General features: G+C 62.7%; 12 protein-coding genes. 3 read left to right on the top strand and 9 right to left on the bottom strand.

The window, feature by feature from the left end:
• Nucleotides 1-268 precede the first annotated feature (268 nt).
• The 3 genes from DW2_RS15285 to DW2_RS15270 all read left to right on the top strand — a co-directional run bounded on the left by DW2_RS15285 (nt 269) and on the right by DW2_RS15270 (nt 5,567).
• Nucleotides 269-1,414 carry an alpha/beta fold hydrolase gene (locus DW2_RS15285; RefSeq protein WP_038147953.1) on the top strand — a complete coding sequence of 382 codons (1,146 nt, stop codon included), beginning with the start codon at nt 269-271 and terminating at the stop codon, nt 1,412-1,414.
• A complete protein-coding gene (locus DW2_RS15280; RefSeq protein ID WP_051856190.1) occupies nt 1,395-3,806 on the top strand; it encodes a plasma-membrane proton-efflux P-type ATPase in 2,412 nt (803 codons plus the stop codon). Before DW2_RS15285 ends, DW2_RS15280 begins: the two co-directional genes overlap by 20 nt.
• A 381-nt stretch (nt 3,807-4,187) precedes the next feature.
• Nucleotides 4,188-5,567 (top strand): serine hydrolase domain-containing protein, encoded by a 1,380-nt coding sequence (locus DW2_RS15270; protein ID WP_202900123.1) that lies wholly within the window; start codon nt 4,188-4,190, stop codon nt 5,565-5,567.
• 147 nt (nt 5,568-5,714) lie between these two features.
• On the opposite strand, the gene DW2_RS15265 is transcribed toward DW2_RS15270, so the two are convergent.
• The 9 genes from DW2_RS15265 to DW2_RS15225 all read right to left on the bottom strand — a co-directional run.
• Nucleotides 5,715-6,989 (bottom strand): D-tagatose-bisphosphate aldolase, class II, non-catalytic subunit, encoded by a 1,275-nt coding sequence (locus DW2_RS15265; RefSeq protein WP_051856252.1) that lies wholly within the window; start codon nt 6,987-6,989, stop codon nt 5,715-5,717.
• 25 nt (nt 6,990-7,014) lie between these two features.
• Nucleotides 7,015-8,094, bottom strand: coding sequence for an AgaS family sugar isomerase (locus DW2_RS15260; RefSeq protein ID WP_038147951.1), 1,080 nt, complete (start codon nt 8,092-8,094; stop codon nt 7,015-7,017).
• 75 nt (nt 8,095-8,169) lie between these two features.
• Nucleotides 8,170-9,225, bottom strand: a complete 1,056-nt coding sequence (locus DW2_RS15255) for an ABC transporter ATP-binding protein (protein ID WP_038147950.1) — start codon at nt 9,223-9,225, stop codon at nt 8,170-8,172.
• Between the two features lie 112 nt (nt 9,226-9,337).
• Nucleotides 9,338-10,216, bottom strand: coding sequence for a carbohydrate ABC transporter permease (locus tag DW2_RS15250; RefSeq protein ID WP_051856188.1), 879 nt, complete (start codon nt 10,214-10,216; stop codon nt 9,338-9,340).
• The gene (locus tag DW2_RS15245; RefSeq protein WP_038147949.1) at nt 10,216-11,124 is read right to left on the bottom strand and encodes a carbohydrate ABC transporter permease; all 909 of its coding nucleotides are present in this window, start codon (nt 11,122-11,124) and stop codon (nt 10,216-10,218) included. The genes DW2_RS15250 and DW2_RS15245 overlap by 1 nt, the downstream gene beginning before the upstream one ends.
• Before the next feature lie 17 nt (nt 11,125-11,141).
• Nucleotides 11,142-12,395, bottom strand: coding sequence for an extracellular solute-binding protein (locus DW2_RS15240; RefSeq protein WP_038147948.1), 1,254 nt, complete (start codon nt 12,393-12,395; stop codon nt 11,142-11,144).
• Entirely contained in the window at nt 12,392-13,366 is a 975-nt protein-coding gene (locus DW2_RS15235) for an N-acetylglucosamine kinase (RefSeq protein WP_038147947.1), read from the bottom strand. Before DW2_RS15235 ends, DW2_RS15240 begins: the two co-directional genes overlap by 4 nt.
• 2 nt (nt 13,367-13,368) lie before the next feature.
• On the bottom strand, nt 13,369-14,157 hold the full coding sequence (locus tag DW2_RS15230; protein ID WP_038147946.1) for a DeoR/GlpR family DNA-binding transcription regulator: 789 nt from the start codon (nt 14,155-14,157) through the stop codon (nt 13,369-13,371).
• Nucleotides 14,158-14,762: 605 nt separating this feature from the next.
• A partial coding sequence (locus DW2_RS15225; protein ID WP_038147945.1) for an SDR family oxidoreductase occupies nt 14,763-15,009 on the bottom strand: 247 nt, incomplete at its 5' end.

Below are 15,009 nucleotides of genomic sequence, written 5' to 3'. Positions count from 1 at the left end.
GAACCGTAGTTGAGTTGGAGCCAGGTCTGGGGGGCGGGTTGTCGGCGCCGTGGGTTGCGACCGGCCCCTTCACCCCGGCGCCTGACGGCGCCGGCTGCAACGATCGCGCGCGTTCCTAACGCCCGTCCGAACCGGCATCCACGCCACTCACCCGGTCACACGCAACATTCACGTTCCCGCGCTTCCATCGGGCTTTGCTTGCAAAACCGTTCGCCTTCCCGTTTCGCTAGGGAACGGCTCTGCGAAGTTCATCTTGCGAGCGTTAATCATGAGCGATGCCGGCACGACCTACGAACACAGCGTTCCTCTCTTCTGGCCGATGGCCGCAGCGATGGAACTGCAGAAGATCGGCCTCGATGCGGTCGAGAAAGGTCTGACCTATCTCGACGAGGCGGCACGGATCACTGCCCCGCCCGCCCCGGAATGGGCGACGGAGAACCATGTGCTCCTCGATCTCGACACGATGCGGCTACGCGACTTCGGAGGAACGGGAGGCGGCGTCCCGGTGCTGGTCGATGCGCCCTTCGCCGGGCATTCCTCGACGATCGCGGATTACGCGCCGGGCCAGAGCCTGATCGAGACGCTGCTGGGTGCCGGGCTGGGGCGCGTGCTCTGCACCGACTGGAAAAGCGCCACCCCGGAGATGCGCGATTTCGACATCGACAAGTATCTCGCCGAAATCAATGTCGCAGTCGACGATCTTGGCGGGCGCGTGATGCTGGTCGGACTGTGCCAGGGAGGCTGGACGTCGGCCATGTATGCCGCGCGCTTCCCCGAGAAAGTCGCCGCTCTCGTTCTCGCCGGCTCGCCGATAGATACCGATGCCGGGCACGGCCCGATCCGCGAGCTCGCCCATCGGATGCCGCTCTCCGCCTACCAGGAGATGGTCGATGCCGGAGAGGGGCGGATGCCGGGGCGTTTCATGCTGGCCGGATGGAAGAACATGCATGCCGACGAACAGTATTTCGGCAAGTTCGTCGATCTCTATGAGCATATCGGAGACCGGAACTTCATGAAGCGTACCGAGCGCTTCGAGAGCTGGTATGAGAACCCGATCGATCTCCCGGGGCGCTATTATCTGCAAGCCATCGACCTTCTGTTCAAACAGAACCTGTTCGCGGGAGGCAAGTTCGTCGGCCTCGGACGAAGGCTCGATCTCGGCGCGATCACCTGCCCTGCCTTCCTGCTCGCGGGCAAGGATGATGACATCACGACACGCGAACAGGTTTTCGCAGCCGAGAGGCTGCTCGGCACCCCCCGAGACAAGATCGTCTCCCGCCTGGTCGAGGGCGGACATATCGGGCTCTTCATGGGCCGCCATACCCTTTCGGAGGTCTGGCCCGAGATCGGTCGGTGGCTCGGAAGCCTGGGGGCCAGAACGGGAGACGCAACAGATGGAAAAGGCCGTCGCTGAAGCGCAAGTGTCGGAGATCTTGCCGAAGACGGACCGGACGACCGGTCTAACTTCGGCGGAGGCGTCTGCACGGCTCGAGCGATACGGCTCCAATGCGCTCAAGAGTGATGAGAAGACCCTGCTGCAAAGGATTGCGGGGTATTTCTGGGGACCTATTCCCTGGCTGATCGAACTTGCGGCACTCCTGTCCCTCATTTTGCGCGATTGGTCCGATTTCAGCGTGATCTTCGCGATGCTGCTGATCAACGCGGCAGTGGGGTTCAAGGAGGAAAGCAAGGCCAGCTCGGCGATCGCGGCATTGAAGGCGCAGCTGGCTCCGAACGCACGGGTCAAGCGAGAGGGCCGCTGGCAGGAAATCGCGGCCCGGGATCTTGTCCCGGGAGACATCGTGCGGCTCTCCATCGGGCAGATCGTTCCGGCTGACCTGACACTTTTCGAAGGGAAATACCTCTCGGTGGACGAAGCCGCGCTCACCGGCGAGTCCCTCCCTGTCGACAAGGTGCCCGGCGACAGCGCCTATTCGGGTTCGGTGGTCAAGCTGGGCGAGATGAGCGGCGAGGTGACCGCGACGGGGATGGACACCTATTTCGGTCACACCGCATCGCTGGTGCAAGGCCCTACCGGCAAGTCCCATTTCCAGAAAGCGGTGATGCAGATCGGGAATTTCCTGATTGCCGCGGCGCTCGTGCTGGTGGCGATGATCGTGATCGTCTCGCTCCAGCGGCACAACCCTCCGCTCGAGGTGATCCAGTTCGCCCTGATCCTGACGGTCGCCGCGATCCCGGTGGCCTTGCCGACCGTACTGTCGGTCACGATGGCGGTCGGGGCGGAGCGCTTGGCGCGGATGAAGGCCATCGTCTCCCGTCTCGTCTCGATCGAGGAACTCGCCGGGGTCGATGTGCTGTGCTCGGACAAGACCGGGACACTGACGCTCAACGAACTGACCGTCGAGGGGCCGCGTCCGGCAAAAGGCGTCGCGGTCGAGGATCTGTTGCGCGCCGCAGCCTTCGCCTGCGACCGCGACGCCCCCGACGCGATCGACACGGCGGTTCTCGCTGCGGCGGAAAAGATCTCGCTTGGGGCATTCCAAACGCTCAGCTTCACCCCTTTCGATCCCGTCAGCAAGCGCAGCGAAGCTGAAATCACCCTCGAGGCGGTCCGATGGAACGTCGCGAAGGGGGCGCCTCAGGTGATCGTGGAACTCGCCGCACTCGCCGATCGGGCGCGCAAGGCGGTGGAGGACGAGGTCGAGCAGCTTGCACAGCAAGGTTACCGGGCACTCGGGGTCGCACGAAAGGTGGCCGGGGGAGAGTGGGAATTCCTCGGCCTGTTGCCGATCATCGACCCGCCACGACCCGATGCGGCCCGAACGATCGCCCGCGCGCGCGACATGGGGATCGCGGTCAAGATCATCACCGGAGACCACGAGGCCATCGCCCGCCAGATCGCGGGAAAACTCGATCTCGGCCAGAAGATCTTTCCCGCTGGCGAGCTGCTGGAGGGGGATCCCGCCACGGTCGAGGCCAATGTCCGCGCCGCCGACGGGTTTGCGCGGGTCCTGCCCGAGCACAAGTTCCGTATCGTCGAAGCCTTGCAGAATGGACAATCAATCGTCGCGATGACGGGGGATGGGGTGAATGACGCCCCTGCGCTGCGCAAGGCGGATGCGGGCATCGCCGTGAGCGGAGCCACCGATGCGGCGCGCGCGGCCGCCGATCTCGTGCTGACGGACAAGGGCCTGTCGATCATCACCACCGCGATCGAGGAGTCGCGCCGGATCTTCGCACGCATGACGAGCTACGCCACCTTCCGCGTGGCCGAGACGATCCGCGTGCTGCTGTTCATGACGCTCACCATCCTCGTCTTCGACTTCTATCCCGTCACCGCGATCATGATCGTCCTTCTGGCGGTGCTCAACGACTTCCCGATCATGATGATCGCCTATGACAATGTTTCGGTGTCGCCGCGCCCGGTGCGATGGGACATGCGCCGCGTGCTCACAGTTGCGGCCACGCTCGGCGTGACAGGGGTTATCGAGACTTTCCTGCTGTTCTGGTTCGTCGATACCCGGCTCGGCCTGCCGCGAGAGCAGATCCAGACGATCATCTTCCTGAAACTGCTCGTCTCGGGTCACATGACACTGTTCGTCACGCGCCATCAGAGCTGGTTCTGGCGCAGGCCCTTCCCTGCCCTTCGCCTGTTCGCGACGACCGAAGCGACGCAGCTCCTGGGCACCTTGATCGCGGTCTATGGCCTGTTCGTGACGCCGATCGGCTGGACCGCAGCCTTGCTGGTCTGGCTCTACTGTCTCGCCTGGCTGCCGCTCGAGGGCGCGGTAGCAGTGCTCGTGCGCGGGATCTATGATCGCAGAGCGAGCTTGCGGGGGAAGTGAGGAAGCAGATTTTCCCCGCAAGAACTCCCCGGGCAATGCCCAAGTGAGACTCGACCGAAAGGCTGAGCTCAAAGACCGACCGCGCTCCAGCCATACTTGGACGAAACACGCTTGGCAGGGCAGTTCGCCGAACGCTGGCTCCAATGGAAGAAACGCTGTGCGCGAATGGGGGCAACCTAATTTTCAGATCCTGCGCAGCCTCTATGGCTCCCTGGATTTCACGAAACGGATCCAGGAAACCCTGCATCCCCCGTTCTTCCTCGATAAAACGTCCATGCCACGAGCGACGGGGATGACCTTCCGTCAGGCAGACGAGAAACCCTTTGCGCGCCCCGCGCGCTCAAGCAAGACTGCGACCGGGAAAGGTTGAGGATACGGATCTTGCGCAAATTTCTGTCCGGACTATTGGTCCTCGTCGTGGGCGGAATTACCACGGCAATAATCTACATATATCTGGTGCCACCCACCTTGTTGCGCGTGGGCGCGGGATACAGCTCAAAAATTGTCTGCTCGGCGAGCTACCTGCAGGGGCGTGACCCGCGAGAGGTCCTGAAGTCCGACGTGCAAGCTCCCGGCAACCCTTTGCTGCGCGCCTTCACCGCGAATAGCGACAACGCGAAGGGGCAGGTGCATGCGGCCTTTCTCGGGCTGATCGCGCCGATGACGGCCGAACGCCGCCCGGGACTGGGCTGCACGGCACTGCCCGACGGCAATCTGGCGCAAACCGGCAATCATGTTGTCCCGACCCCGCCTGGGTCAGGTGGGGCGCACGCACTCTGGCCAGAGGGAACTGCGGTCGATCTGCCGCAAAATGCCGAACTGGCGCGGATCGTCGCGGATCCATCTCTGGCGGGGCCGGGAATGCGCGCAATCGTCGTCGTCCAGCGGGGCCGGATAGTGGCCGAACGCTATGGCGCGGGGTTCAGCCAGCAAATGCCTCTGCTGGGTTGGTCGATGACCAAGACGGTCACGGCCGCGCTCGTCGGCACGGTGATCGAGGCGGGCAAGCTGCGGCTCGATCAAGACCGGCTGCTGGCGCAGTGGAAGGGTGACGGCCGCGCCGACATCACGTTGGCGCAGCTGATGTCAATGTCGAGTGGGCTGCATTTCAACGAGGATTACGGCGATGTCTCGGATGTGACCCGGATGCTCTATCTCGAACCCGACATGGCAGATTTCGCCGCAGCCCAACCGCTGGCCGACAAACCGGGTACGACCTTCCACTATTCGAGTGGGACGGCGGTGATCCTGTCACGGATCTGGCAGGACGCGATCGGTGATCGGCAGGCCGCGCTCGAATGGCCGCGCAAAGCGCTTTTCGGCCCGTTGGGAATGGACAGCGCAGTCCTCGAAACCGACGAAGCTGGTACTTTCGTCGGCAGCTCCTACCTCTACGCCACCGCGCGAGACTGGGCGCGGTTCGGACAATTCCTGTTGCAGGGCGGCACATGGGAAGGGCGCCAGATCCTGCCCGAGGGCTTTGCTGCGATGATGCATGCGCCATCTCAGCCTGATGCGGTCTACGGGCAGGGAATGACTTGGCTGGCCGGACCTGCGCCGACACAAAAAGCAGGCGATGACCTGACCTATGGGCTTCCCGCCGATACCTATTGGCTCGAAGGGCATGACGGGCAGACGGTCACGGTGATCCCATCAGCCGACCTGGTCGTGGTGCGGATGGGGCTGACGCCGTCGGATCTGGACTACCGGCCGCAAAGGCTGGTTGCGTCACTGCTCGAGGCACTTGGCCCGGGGCGATGAGCACCGGTCTCGTGCGCCGGCAGGAAAGGCGATTGGGATCGCCCTACCGGCTCCTCTCGAGGCCGGGGGGCGGCGCAAAGTTTTACACTCGTGCCGCTGCGGCTCTTTGCGCTCTCACCCCCTGACTTGTCAGCCCCGGTATCACGGTCATTCGCACCCGCTGATATAGTCCTGCACCATATCCGACACGGCGGCCAAGACCAGGGAACGGGCTTCGGCCTTCAGTTCACCTGCGCGCACCTCCTCATATCTGGCCCCAAGATACTGACCGATGAGTGTTTCCGGGATCTCGACGCCGTCGAAGATCCCCATCAGTTCATCGACCGCGCGCGCAGCTTCCGCTTGTGGCCAGTAATACCGGATTCGATCGCTGTAGGAAAAATGGCGCTGGAGGGCCTGCTCCTCAGCCGAGCCCGGGTAATACTTCTCCCAGTGCTGCGGCGCGGCCAACATCAAGCGCTCCATCGTCTCCTTCAGCGTCTCGGCGCGCTTTCCGGGGAACAGGCGCGACGCTATTTCATCGAGCCCGTAGAGGGCCTCGCGGAGACGGAAGGTCAGGCCCGGCCCCACCTTCAGGATCGCGAACCCATCCTGAACGAGCTGCTTGAGGTTGTCTCGAGTCTGGTAATCCGTCGAATGACACTCGAATACTAGGCCGGGCATCTCCTTCAGGCTGGCACGAAGCTCATCTGTGCGCGCGTGATCATAGTCGACCACGTTGTGGTTGCCGAATTCGACCCCAGGCTGAACGACGATGCCGATCACGCGCTCGAACGCGTCGGATTGACCGGCCGAAAGGAACGCGGAACGCGTCACCTCATAGGTCTTCGAGGCCGCCTGCGCTTGCGTCACTTCGAGTTCATCGAGTTCGCTCATGGCGCCACCGGGAACGGGAACCTCGGTGCCCACGATATAGACCGGTGGAGACTGACCTTCGCGAACCGATGCCTCTGCGGCCACGGCAAGACGTGCCGCCCGGGCTGCTGTTTCCTCGTCGCCCAATGCCACCGGCTCGCCTGCGCAGCCCATGGAGCAATCGAGATGAAGCTTGGTGAATCCTGCCGCAACATAGGCGCGGATCATCGCCTCTGCCTTGTCCATCGCCTCCGATGCCGGAAGCGCTTTCCACGGGTTCGGCCCCAAGTGGTCACCGCCCAGAACGAGCCGATCGAGAGGGAAACCGACCTCCGCTGCGATGCGCTCAACGAAGGCACGGAAATCATCGGGCGTCATGCCCGTGTAGCCCCCCTCCTGATTTACCTGATTGCAGGTTGCCTCGACGAGAAGAGGAAGCGCGCTTGGCAAGACAGAGCGCATCGCCGCTTCCAGAACGACGGGATGGGCTGAACAGATCGATGGGATTCCGGAGGGACCGGATCTCTCACGCCATTTCGCGATATCCGCCAGGACATGCTTCGTCATGATCGTTGTGCCTCGCATTGCCGTCTCATGCCGCGGGGTAGAGTTTCACGCCCGTCACGACGCGCGACAGGTTGCCCATGTCGACGAACGGGTTGTCGATGTTCAGGCCCAGCGCCTCGGCCCAGCGAACCGCCCAGATCTGGGCGACCAGGACGTAGAGCGGGGCATCCCAACGCGCATCTCCGAGGCAGGACACATCCAGATCGGCAACGTCGTCGCCCAGCGTGATCACGCGCGCCTTCGGAAACTGCGCCCGGATCTCGGTTGCGACGTCATTGTCGTAGAGCTTGGTATGGGCGTCAGGGTGGATCATCACCACCACCAGATCCGCCCCGGTGATCACCGATTTCGGCCCATGCCGGAACCCGAGCGTGCCCTCATGGCTCGAAACCGTCTCGCCTGCGGTGAGTTCAAGCACCTTGAGCGCAGCTTCATGCGACGCGCCCTTGAGCGCGCCCGAGCCGAGAAACACGATCCGCTCGGGACGAGGAGGCGTCATCGCGTCGATCTGCGGCATGAGCTGTTCCGCCTTGGCCGCGAGCTTACCCAGCGCTTCGACGAGGATGTTCCGGGGCGCGAAGCAGGCCAATGCCGAGAGGAGCATCGTGGAGAAACTCGAGGTCATCGCGAAGCCCTTGTCGTGGGTCGCTTCGGGCAGAAGAAGCACGCGCTGTTCCCCCGTTCCCGCGGGGGCCCGGGTCGCCAGTGCGCCGCCTGGGTTGCAGGTGATGTGCAGCCTGCCCACGGAGGGGAACAGACCGTCGAGCAGGTCGAGCGTGCCGACGGTTTCCGAACTGTCGCCGGAACGTCCGAATTGCACCACCAGAAGCCGAGGGTCGTCGCGCAGGCACTCCCGCGGGTTCGAGACGATGTCGGTCGTCGGGACCGCGCGCAGCCTCAGGTTCCCTTCGGCTGCGAAGGCCGCGATTTCGCCGATGAACGCAGAAGTCCCCGCCCCTGCGAAAATGATTTCCTCATACCCCGCATCTGCAATCCAGCGGCGCAGCTCGTCGGTTTGGCTCGCCAGTTCAGGCGCCCAATTCGACCAGATCCCGGGCTGGGCATGAATCTCGCTCCAGGTTTCGCTATCGGCTGCCAATGTCATAAGTGTCTCCTTGCTGCCCTCGAGGGGCGGTCATTTCAGGGAAAGCGAGGGCGGGTCGGCCGCTCGCGGCGGGCGTCAGTCGAGGCGCAGCCCGGTTTCCTTATCGAACAGGTGGTAGATTTCGGAGGGATTGGTGAGCCACAGTTTGTCGCCTGGCGCGCCGCTCAAACGGCCGGCATGGGTCATGATTCCCTGCGCTCCTGCGATGGTTCCGTAGACATGCGTTTCGGCGCCGGTCATCTCGAGAGCCTCCAAAACCATGGGCAAGGCCCCCGGCCCTTCCACCCCGAGCGAAAGATGTTCGGGCCGGATTCCGACGATCAGCGGTGTGCCGGCGGCACGCGGCGCGGCGATGGGCAAAAGGGTGTCCCCGACCATCACACCTTCGCTCGTCACGACACCCTCGATCAGGTTCATCTTGGGCGAGCCGATGAATTGCGCCACGAAGATGTTGCGCGGCGTATCGTAGATCTCGACCGGGGTGCCCACCTGCTCGATCCAGCCGCCATTCAGAACGACGATCCGGTCGGACATGGTCATCGCTTCGAGCTGGTCATGGGTGACGTAAAGGGACGTCGTTCCCAACCGCATCTGCAACGCCCGGATCTCGGAACGCATCTGCACACGGAGCGTCGCGTCCAGGTTTGACAGCGGTTCGTCGAACAGGAACACTTCGGGTTCACGCACGATCGCGCGGCCCATCGCGACACGCTGTCTCTGCCCACCAGACAAGGCTTTGGGATATCGATCAAGGTAAGGCGTGAGCCCCAGAAGATCGGCGGCGCGGCGCACTGCCGTATCGATTTCCGCGCGGGGAACCGAGCGCAGCTTCAAGCTGAAACCCATGTTCTCCGCGACGGTCTTGTGCGGATAGAGCGCGTAGTTCTGAAAGACCATCGCGATATCGCGGCTCTTCGGCGCGACGTCGTTGATCACCCGATCATTGAGAATGAGCTGACCGCCACTGATATCTTCGAGACCCGCGACCATGCGCAGCAAAGTCGACTTCCCGCATCCGGACGCCCCGACCAGGGAGATCAGTTCGCCATCGGCGACATCGAGGTTGATATCATGAAGCACTTCAACCGCGCCGTAACGCTTCTTGAGACCTTCGAACTTCAGAGTTGCCATGTATTGTTCTCCATGGTCTGGCAGCGCTGCGTCGCGAGACCGCGAGGCGGCTGCTTCTTTCCTTTTGAGTGATCGCGTGTCACCCGGCTGCGGCCTTCTTCACGCGACGAGATCATTTCTGCGCACCGGCCATCAGGCCGCTGACGAGATAGCGATTGAGGAAGATCACCAGGGCCACGGGCGGAATGATCGCGAGAATGCCCGCCGCGTTCATGAGCCCGTAGTCGATATTGGACCGGGTCGCGAATTCGGGGATGAGGACGGTAAGCGACTTGCTCGCAAGCGTCGGCGAGAAGACAAGCGGCACGATGAATTGCCCCCAGGCATTCAGGAAAGTCAGGATCGCCGCCGCGATCAAGCCAGGGGCCGCCAGTGGCAGAACGATCGCCACGAGCGTGTAAAGACGCCCCGCCCCATCCAGCCACGCAGCCTCTTCAAGCGAAAGCGGCATCGCCTCGTAGACCGTCCGCATCAGCCAGAGCGCAAGCGGCAGGAAAGCCGAGACATAGATGAGCGTGATCCCCAGATAGGTGTCGATCAGGTTGAGACTGATCATCAACCGGTAGAGCGGGATCATCACGGTGTAGGCGGGGATCGCCATCGTGGCGACGACAAGGGCGAAGAGGATGTTGCGCCCCGGAAACCGCAGACGGACGAAGGCATAGGCCCCGAAGGCCGCGATGGCGACAGTGACGATGGTCGCCAAGCCCGAGGTAACGATGCTGTTGATCATTGCGGCCCGGAACTGGGGCCAGACCGACTGCACCTCGTTTCCATGCGCGGTGCTGGCCGCGCCCAGAAGCTTCGCATAATGTTCAAGCGTCGCGTGAGCGGGCCAAAGCCTCAGGCTTTTCGAAATGATCTCGTTGGACGGGGTGACGCTGGTCGCGAAAGCCCAATAGATCGGCCCCAGCGACCAGATGACCAAAAGCAGGACTGCAAAGGCCTTGGCGATCGAGAGTATTGGATTTGAGACGGCTTTCCAGGACATCAGCCCATCCTCGTATCGCGTGAGACTTTTGCGACGTAGATCAGGGAAACCAGCAGCGAGGCGATCATCGCGAGAAGCGAAAGAGCCATGCCGTAGCTGAAGCGGAGATCCTGAAACGCCGAGAGGTAGGTCTGGATGATCACCGAACGCGTTCCCAAACTCGCTCCGCCCATGATCCAGGCCTCGTCAAAGAGGTTGAACGCGAAGACCGTGGACTGACTGAGCGCGATCGCGAGGCCACCGGAGATCAACGGCAAGGTGACCTGCTGGAAACTGCGCAGCGGCCCGGCCCCGTCGAGTTTGGCGGCTTCGTAAAGTTCGCCGGGAACGCTTTGCAGGGCCGCGAGAAGGATGATCGCGGTCAGTGGCGCCATGCGCCAAACATGGACCAGCGTCACCATCACGAGCCCGCCGATCCTGTCATTGGACCAGACGACAGCCTCGTTGATCACCCCAAGCGACATGAGCACCTGATTGAGGAGACCGTAATTGGGATGATAGATCCACATCCACACGATCGCATTGACCACCGGCGGGAGGCACCAGGGCAGGACCGCAATGGCAAGAAGCCATTTCCGCCCCAGGCGCACCCGATTGAGGAGCAAGGCCATTCCCAGACCGATCAGCGTTTCAGCCACCACTGCAAGGACGACATAGAAGGCGCTGTTCGCCCAGGATGTCTGAACGTCCCCATCCGCGATCAGCCTGGTGTAGTTCTTCAACCCGATGAAGGGTTCTCCGGGCTGCATCGGATCGATGCGATAGAAGCTGTCGACCACCGTGTTGACGAGCGGACCGAAAACCAGTCCGCCCATGATCACGATGATGGGCACGATGAAGGCGAAGGCGAGTATCGTCTCGTCCCGCCGATATGGCTTGCGGGTCCGCAAGCCGGATTGGCTGGCCATGCTCCTCGGTCCTTCGCTTAGCGGTCCATGGCCTTCTTGGCCTGCGACGCGATCTCTGCGATCGCTTCCTCGACGCCGTATTGGCCCTTCGCGGCCGCGTTGATCGTCGAACAGACCGCACTGGAGAATTGCGGATACCAACCGGGCGTGCCCTGCTTGAAAAGCGGCTCGGTCGTCTTCGACTGCTCGATGAGAACGTCGCCGGCAAAGAGTTTGCCTTCGCTATTGAGCTGCTCGAGCACGCTCAGCCGGGGCGGAAGGTCGCCAAGGCTGCTGTAGATCTCGATCTCGTTCTCGGGCTTCGCGATCCAGTTGATGAAGGTCGCGGCCGCTTCCTTGTTCGCCGCGATGCTCGGGATGCCGACGGCTTCGGGAAGGCCGAAGGTCCGGGACTTGCCCTCGGTCGACGGCATCAGCCCGGCCGCGACCTGATCGGCGATCTTCGACTTCTCGGGATCGCTGTAGACCGCCAGGTTTCCTGCCCAGCCCGCGACGTCGAAGGTGATCTCGCCGGTCTGGAACAGTTCCTGGACCTGGGTATCCTTGAGACCGGTCGCAGCAGGATCGATCAATCCCTCTTGCAGGGCGGTCAGGATAAACGCGAGGGCTTTGTAGCCGCCCGAATTCGGGTCAGTGAAAAGCGGATTGAAATCTGCGTCGAACAGGTCGCCGCCGAACGCCATCGTCATCAGATACCAGGCCGTCGAGGTGCCCTCGGTCGCCGAAAGCGGAATGCCGATCGGGAACTTCGCGATTCCGGCCTTCTTGACCGCCCGCGCAGCTTCCAGCATCTCGTCGGGTGTCTTCGGCGCGGCAGCGACACCGGCCTGCTCGAGGTGAGCCTTGTTGTAGATCAGGATGCGGAAGTCATTGTTGTAGGGGATCGCAAGCAGATTGCCGTCATACTGAAAGATCTTCGCGGTCGGAATGTCGGCAACCGTTTCGGCCGGAACCAGATCGTCGAGGCTCTCGAACCAACCTGCTGCGCCGAACTGACCGACCCAGGACCAGTCGAATTCAACGCCATCGGCGGGCGCCGTATTCGCGACCATCGAGGTCACGACCTTCGTGCGGATATCATCCCAGCCCATTGTCTGGATCTGAAGCGCGATCCCGGTCTCTTTCGTGAATCGGTCACTCATTGCCTTGGGCAAGGTTCCCCAAGGCGGCAACAGCACGCTGAGCTGGTTGTCGGCGGCAAACGCCACACGCGGCATCGCTGCGGCGAGGTTGGCCGCACCGAGCGCCGCGAGGAAAGATCTTCTCTTCATTTCAGGGTCTCCTGTTGGGTGTGTTGACGCATTTGCGCGCTTAGTTGTTGTGAGAGTCTTTCGATCCACGTCGGATCGATGGGCAGCTTGAGCTGCTCCGCCGCGCGCCAAAGCGCACCCCCAAGCGGCGGAAGGATGGCGGGAAGAGGCTGGGCCCCAAGGGAGAGAGTGACCGCCTCGCGCACCAGGGCGTTTTGCATCACGCCCCCCGCGTAGCTCCAACGCAGCGCCGTTCGCGGATCGGCCTGCTTCCAAGCGGCCTTCGCGGCCAATGCCAGATGGTGGGCCGCCCGCTGCAAAAGCTCGACCGCGCGCGGCTGCCCCTCATCGGCCAGATCGCCGACGAGACGCGCAAGCCCGGCGATGGTCCGCCGAGGGTTCTCCAACCGGTAGGTCCAGTCGATCACTTCGTCGGCGCCGATGCCGATACGGGCGAGCATTTCTTCGGAGAAGCCCGAGTTCGGAGCGCGACCGTCCAATTCGTGCGAAATCATGGCGAGGGCTTCACGGCCGATCCAGAATGCGCTCCCTTCATCCCCGAAGAGATCGCCCCAGCCCCCCGTGCGAACGTGTGGCGCATCGGAGCCGGCCGCGCTCGCCCATGCCATCGAACCGGTGCCGGCAAGCACCAAGACACCGCCCTTGCCCGTGAAGGCACCATCGAAAGCGATGCGAACATCGTTCTCGACAAGAACATCACAGGAAAACAGTGACGAAACCGCTTCGTTCTGCGCGTGACTGACAGACCGGATTTCGGTGTGAAATGGCAGCCCGAGTACGGCGCAGGAAACAGGCTCCTCCAGACCAGCCGTCAGAGAATGGACGATCCTGGCAAGACTGTCGCGCCAGCCCGGCATTGAGAAAGGGTCGAGACCGGGCCCGTAGACGAGGCGAACAACCTCGCCACGCCCGTCGGCGAGCGCCGCTACGGTCTTCGTGCCACCGCTATCCAACCCAAACAGTAGCGGCATGATCAGACATCCTGCCCATTCTGGAGGGAGGCGAGCGTAACGCTCACCCCCATCTCGGCGAGGCGGTCGCTCCATTCCTGCGACAGGGCGCCGTCACTGATCACGCTCAGGACATCCTTCAAAGGCGAAACCCGATAGGTGAGGTTTCGTCCGAATTTCGTGGAATCGATCAGCAAATGGCGCGTCGAGGAGCGCGCGATCATTTTCGCGTTCAAGCGCGCCTCCGCCTCCTCGAGAGTGTAGATACACCGATCCGACGCCAGCGCTCCGGCGCCGAGAAAGAGCTGGTCGAACCAGAGTTCGTCGAGCATCCGCTCCGCGAGACCTCCGACCATAGAGGCGTTTTCGGCCCGCAGAACGCCGCCGAGCAGCGTCACCTTCACCTCGGGGAGATCCGCCAGAACCTGCGCCACCGGGATGCAGTTGGTGAACACCGAAAGCGGCATCGGCCGCAGGCGAATGCAGCGGGCGAGTTGCAGAACCGTAGTGCCGGCATCCATCAGCACCGAGCTGTGAGGGCGCAAATGGGCGTAGGCCACTTCGGCGATCGCCCGCTTTTCCGACAGGTTCTGCTGCTCGCGAAGCGCGAAGGCGACCTCCTGGCCCGACGTGTCCGAAATCTTGGCGCCGCCCCGAGTGCGCTCAATCATGCCCTGCGCCTCGAGATCGATCAGATCCCGCCGCACCGTCGCCGGCGAGGCGCCGATCGCGTCGGAAATCTCCTGAACCGAACAAGCGGCCCCGGCGGCATAGAGCAACCGACGGATCTCATGCAGGCGATCATCTCTCAATGCAGGCTCTCCCGATACAGGTCATGCCCGGAGATCAGCACAAGCTACAGGTCAGCGTCAATCATATTTTTGATTGATTCTGATTTTTTAAGACGATTTTTTGGATTTAGTTGATTTTTTCACCGAACTCCGCGGATGCCTCACCCTTCGACATCTGAGGCCGACGAAGCTCCCCCGCTTGGAAGGCCGGGCCATGCGCCCCCTCATCCTCCCTTCTTCTTTGGCCGTTCATCCGTAGCCCCTCCTGAACGGAACCCTGCTCGGATGCACAGCTTCGGCGAAAGAACCGGAACACGGTGGCGCAGGCCTTCACGCAGATCATCGCATGCGGGGAGCCTGAAATGACCGAAGGCAAGAGCCCCCTCCTCCACCGCATCTCGGCGAGCAAACGGGGGGCCGGGCCGCCCATACACCCGACAGGGCCGTACCAACCGGTGATCAGGAGCTTTCCGAAAGTTGGCGGGGCGTGCGATTTCCGATCCGGGTGACCTCACGCAGTCCCAGAAAGCTGCTGCCTCCTCATCGGCACCGGTCGCGAATGATCGTGCGAGTTCCCGGCGCGAACCGCACGTTATGCATCGAGACATCCATCTGCATCAAGAGGATCAGAGAACTGCGGTCATGCCGCCGTCAACATACAACATCTGGCCGTTCACATAATCCGAGGCGGGAGAGGCGAGGAAAACCACCGCGCCCTGCAGTTCCTCCGGGTCGCCCCAGCGCCCGGCCGGGGTGCGGCCACGGACCCAGCCGTCGAAGGCCGGGTCGTCCTGCAGCACCTGCGTCATATCGGTCTTCATGTAGCCCGGCCCGATCGCGTTGGCCTGCACGTTCGCCCCGGCCCATTCGGCG

Source organism: Thioclava atlantica (genome assembly GCF_000737065.1).
In the GTDB taxonomy this organism is placed as follows: Bacteria; Pseudomonadota; Alphaproteobacteria; order Rhodobacterales; family Rhodobacteraceae; genus Thioclava; species Thioclava atlantica.
The sequence above is the reverse complement of the archived record's forward strand: the minus strand, read 5'-3'. Positions and strand labels throughout refer to the sequence as shown.

Excerpts from the sequence above, each read along its gene's own strand:
- DW2_RS15285 (WP_038147953.1), top strand. The coding sequence starts at position 269 with ATGAGCGATGCCGGCACGACCTACGAACACAGCGTTCCTCTCTTCTGG.
- DW2_RS15280 (WP_051856190.1), top strand. The coding sequence starts at position 1,395 with ATGGAAAAGGCCGTCGCTGAAGCGCAAGTGTCGGAGATCTTGCCGAAG.
- DW2_RS15265 (WP_051856252.1), bottom strand. The coding sequence starts at position 6,989 with ATGACGAAGCATGTCCTGGCGGATATCGCGAAATGGCGTGAGAGATCC.
- DW2_RS15260 (WP_038147951.1), bottom strand. The coding sequence starts at position 8,094 with ATGACATTGGCAGCCGATAGCGAAACCTGGAGCGAGATTCATGCCCAG.
- DW2_RS15255 (WP_038147950.1), bottom strand. The coding sequence starts at position 9,225 with ATGGCAACTCTGAAGTTCGAAGGTCTCAAGAAGCGTTACGGCGCGGTT.
- DW2_RS15250 (WP_051856188.1), bottom strand. The coding sequence starts at position 10,216 with ATGTCCTGGAAAGCCGTCTCAAATCCAATACTCTCGATCGCCAAGGCC.
- DW2_RS15245 (WP_038147949.1), bottom strand. The coding sequence starts at position 11,124 with ATGGCCAGCCAATCCGGCTTGCGGACCCGCAAGCCATATCGGCGGGAC.
- DW2_RS15240 (WP_038147948.1), bottom strand. The coding sequence starts at position 12,395 with ATGAAGAGAAGATCTTTCCTCGCGGCGCTCGGTGCGGCCAACCTCGCC.
- DW2_RS15235 (WP_038147947.1), bottom strand. The coding sequence starts at position 13,366 with ATGCCGCTACTGTTTGGGTTGGATAGCGGTGGCACGAAGACCGTAGCG.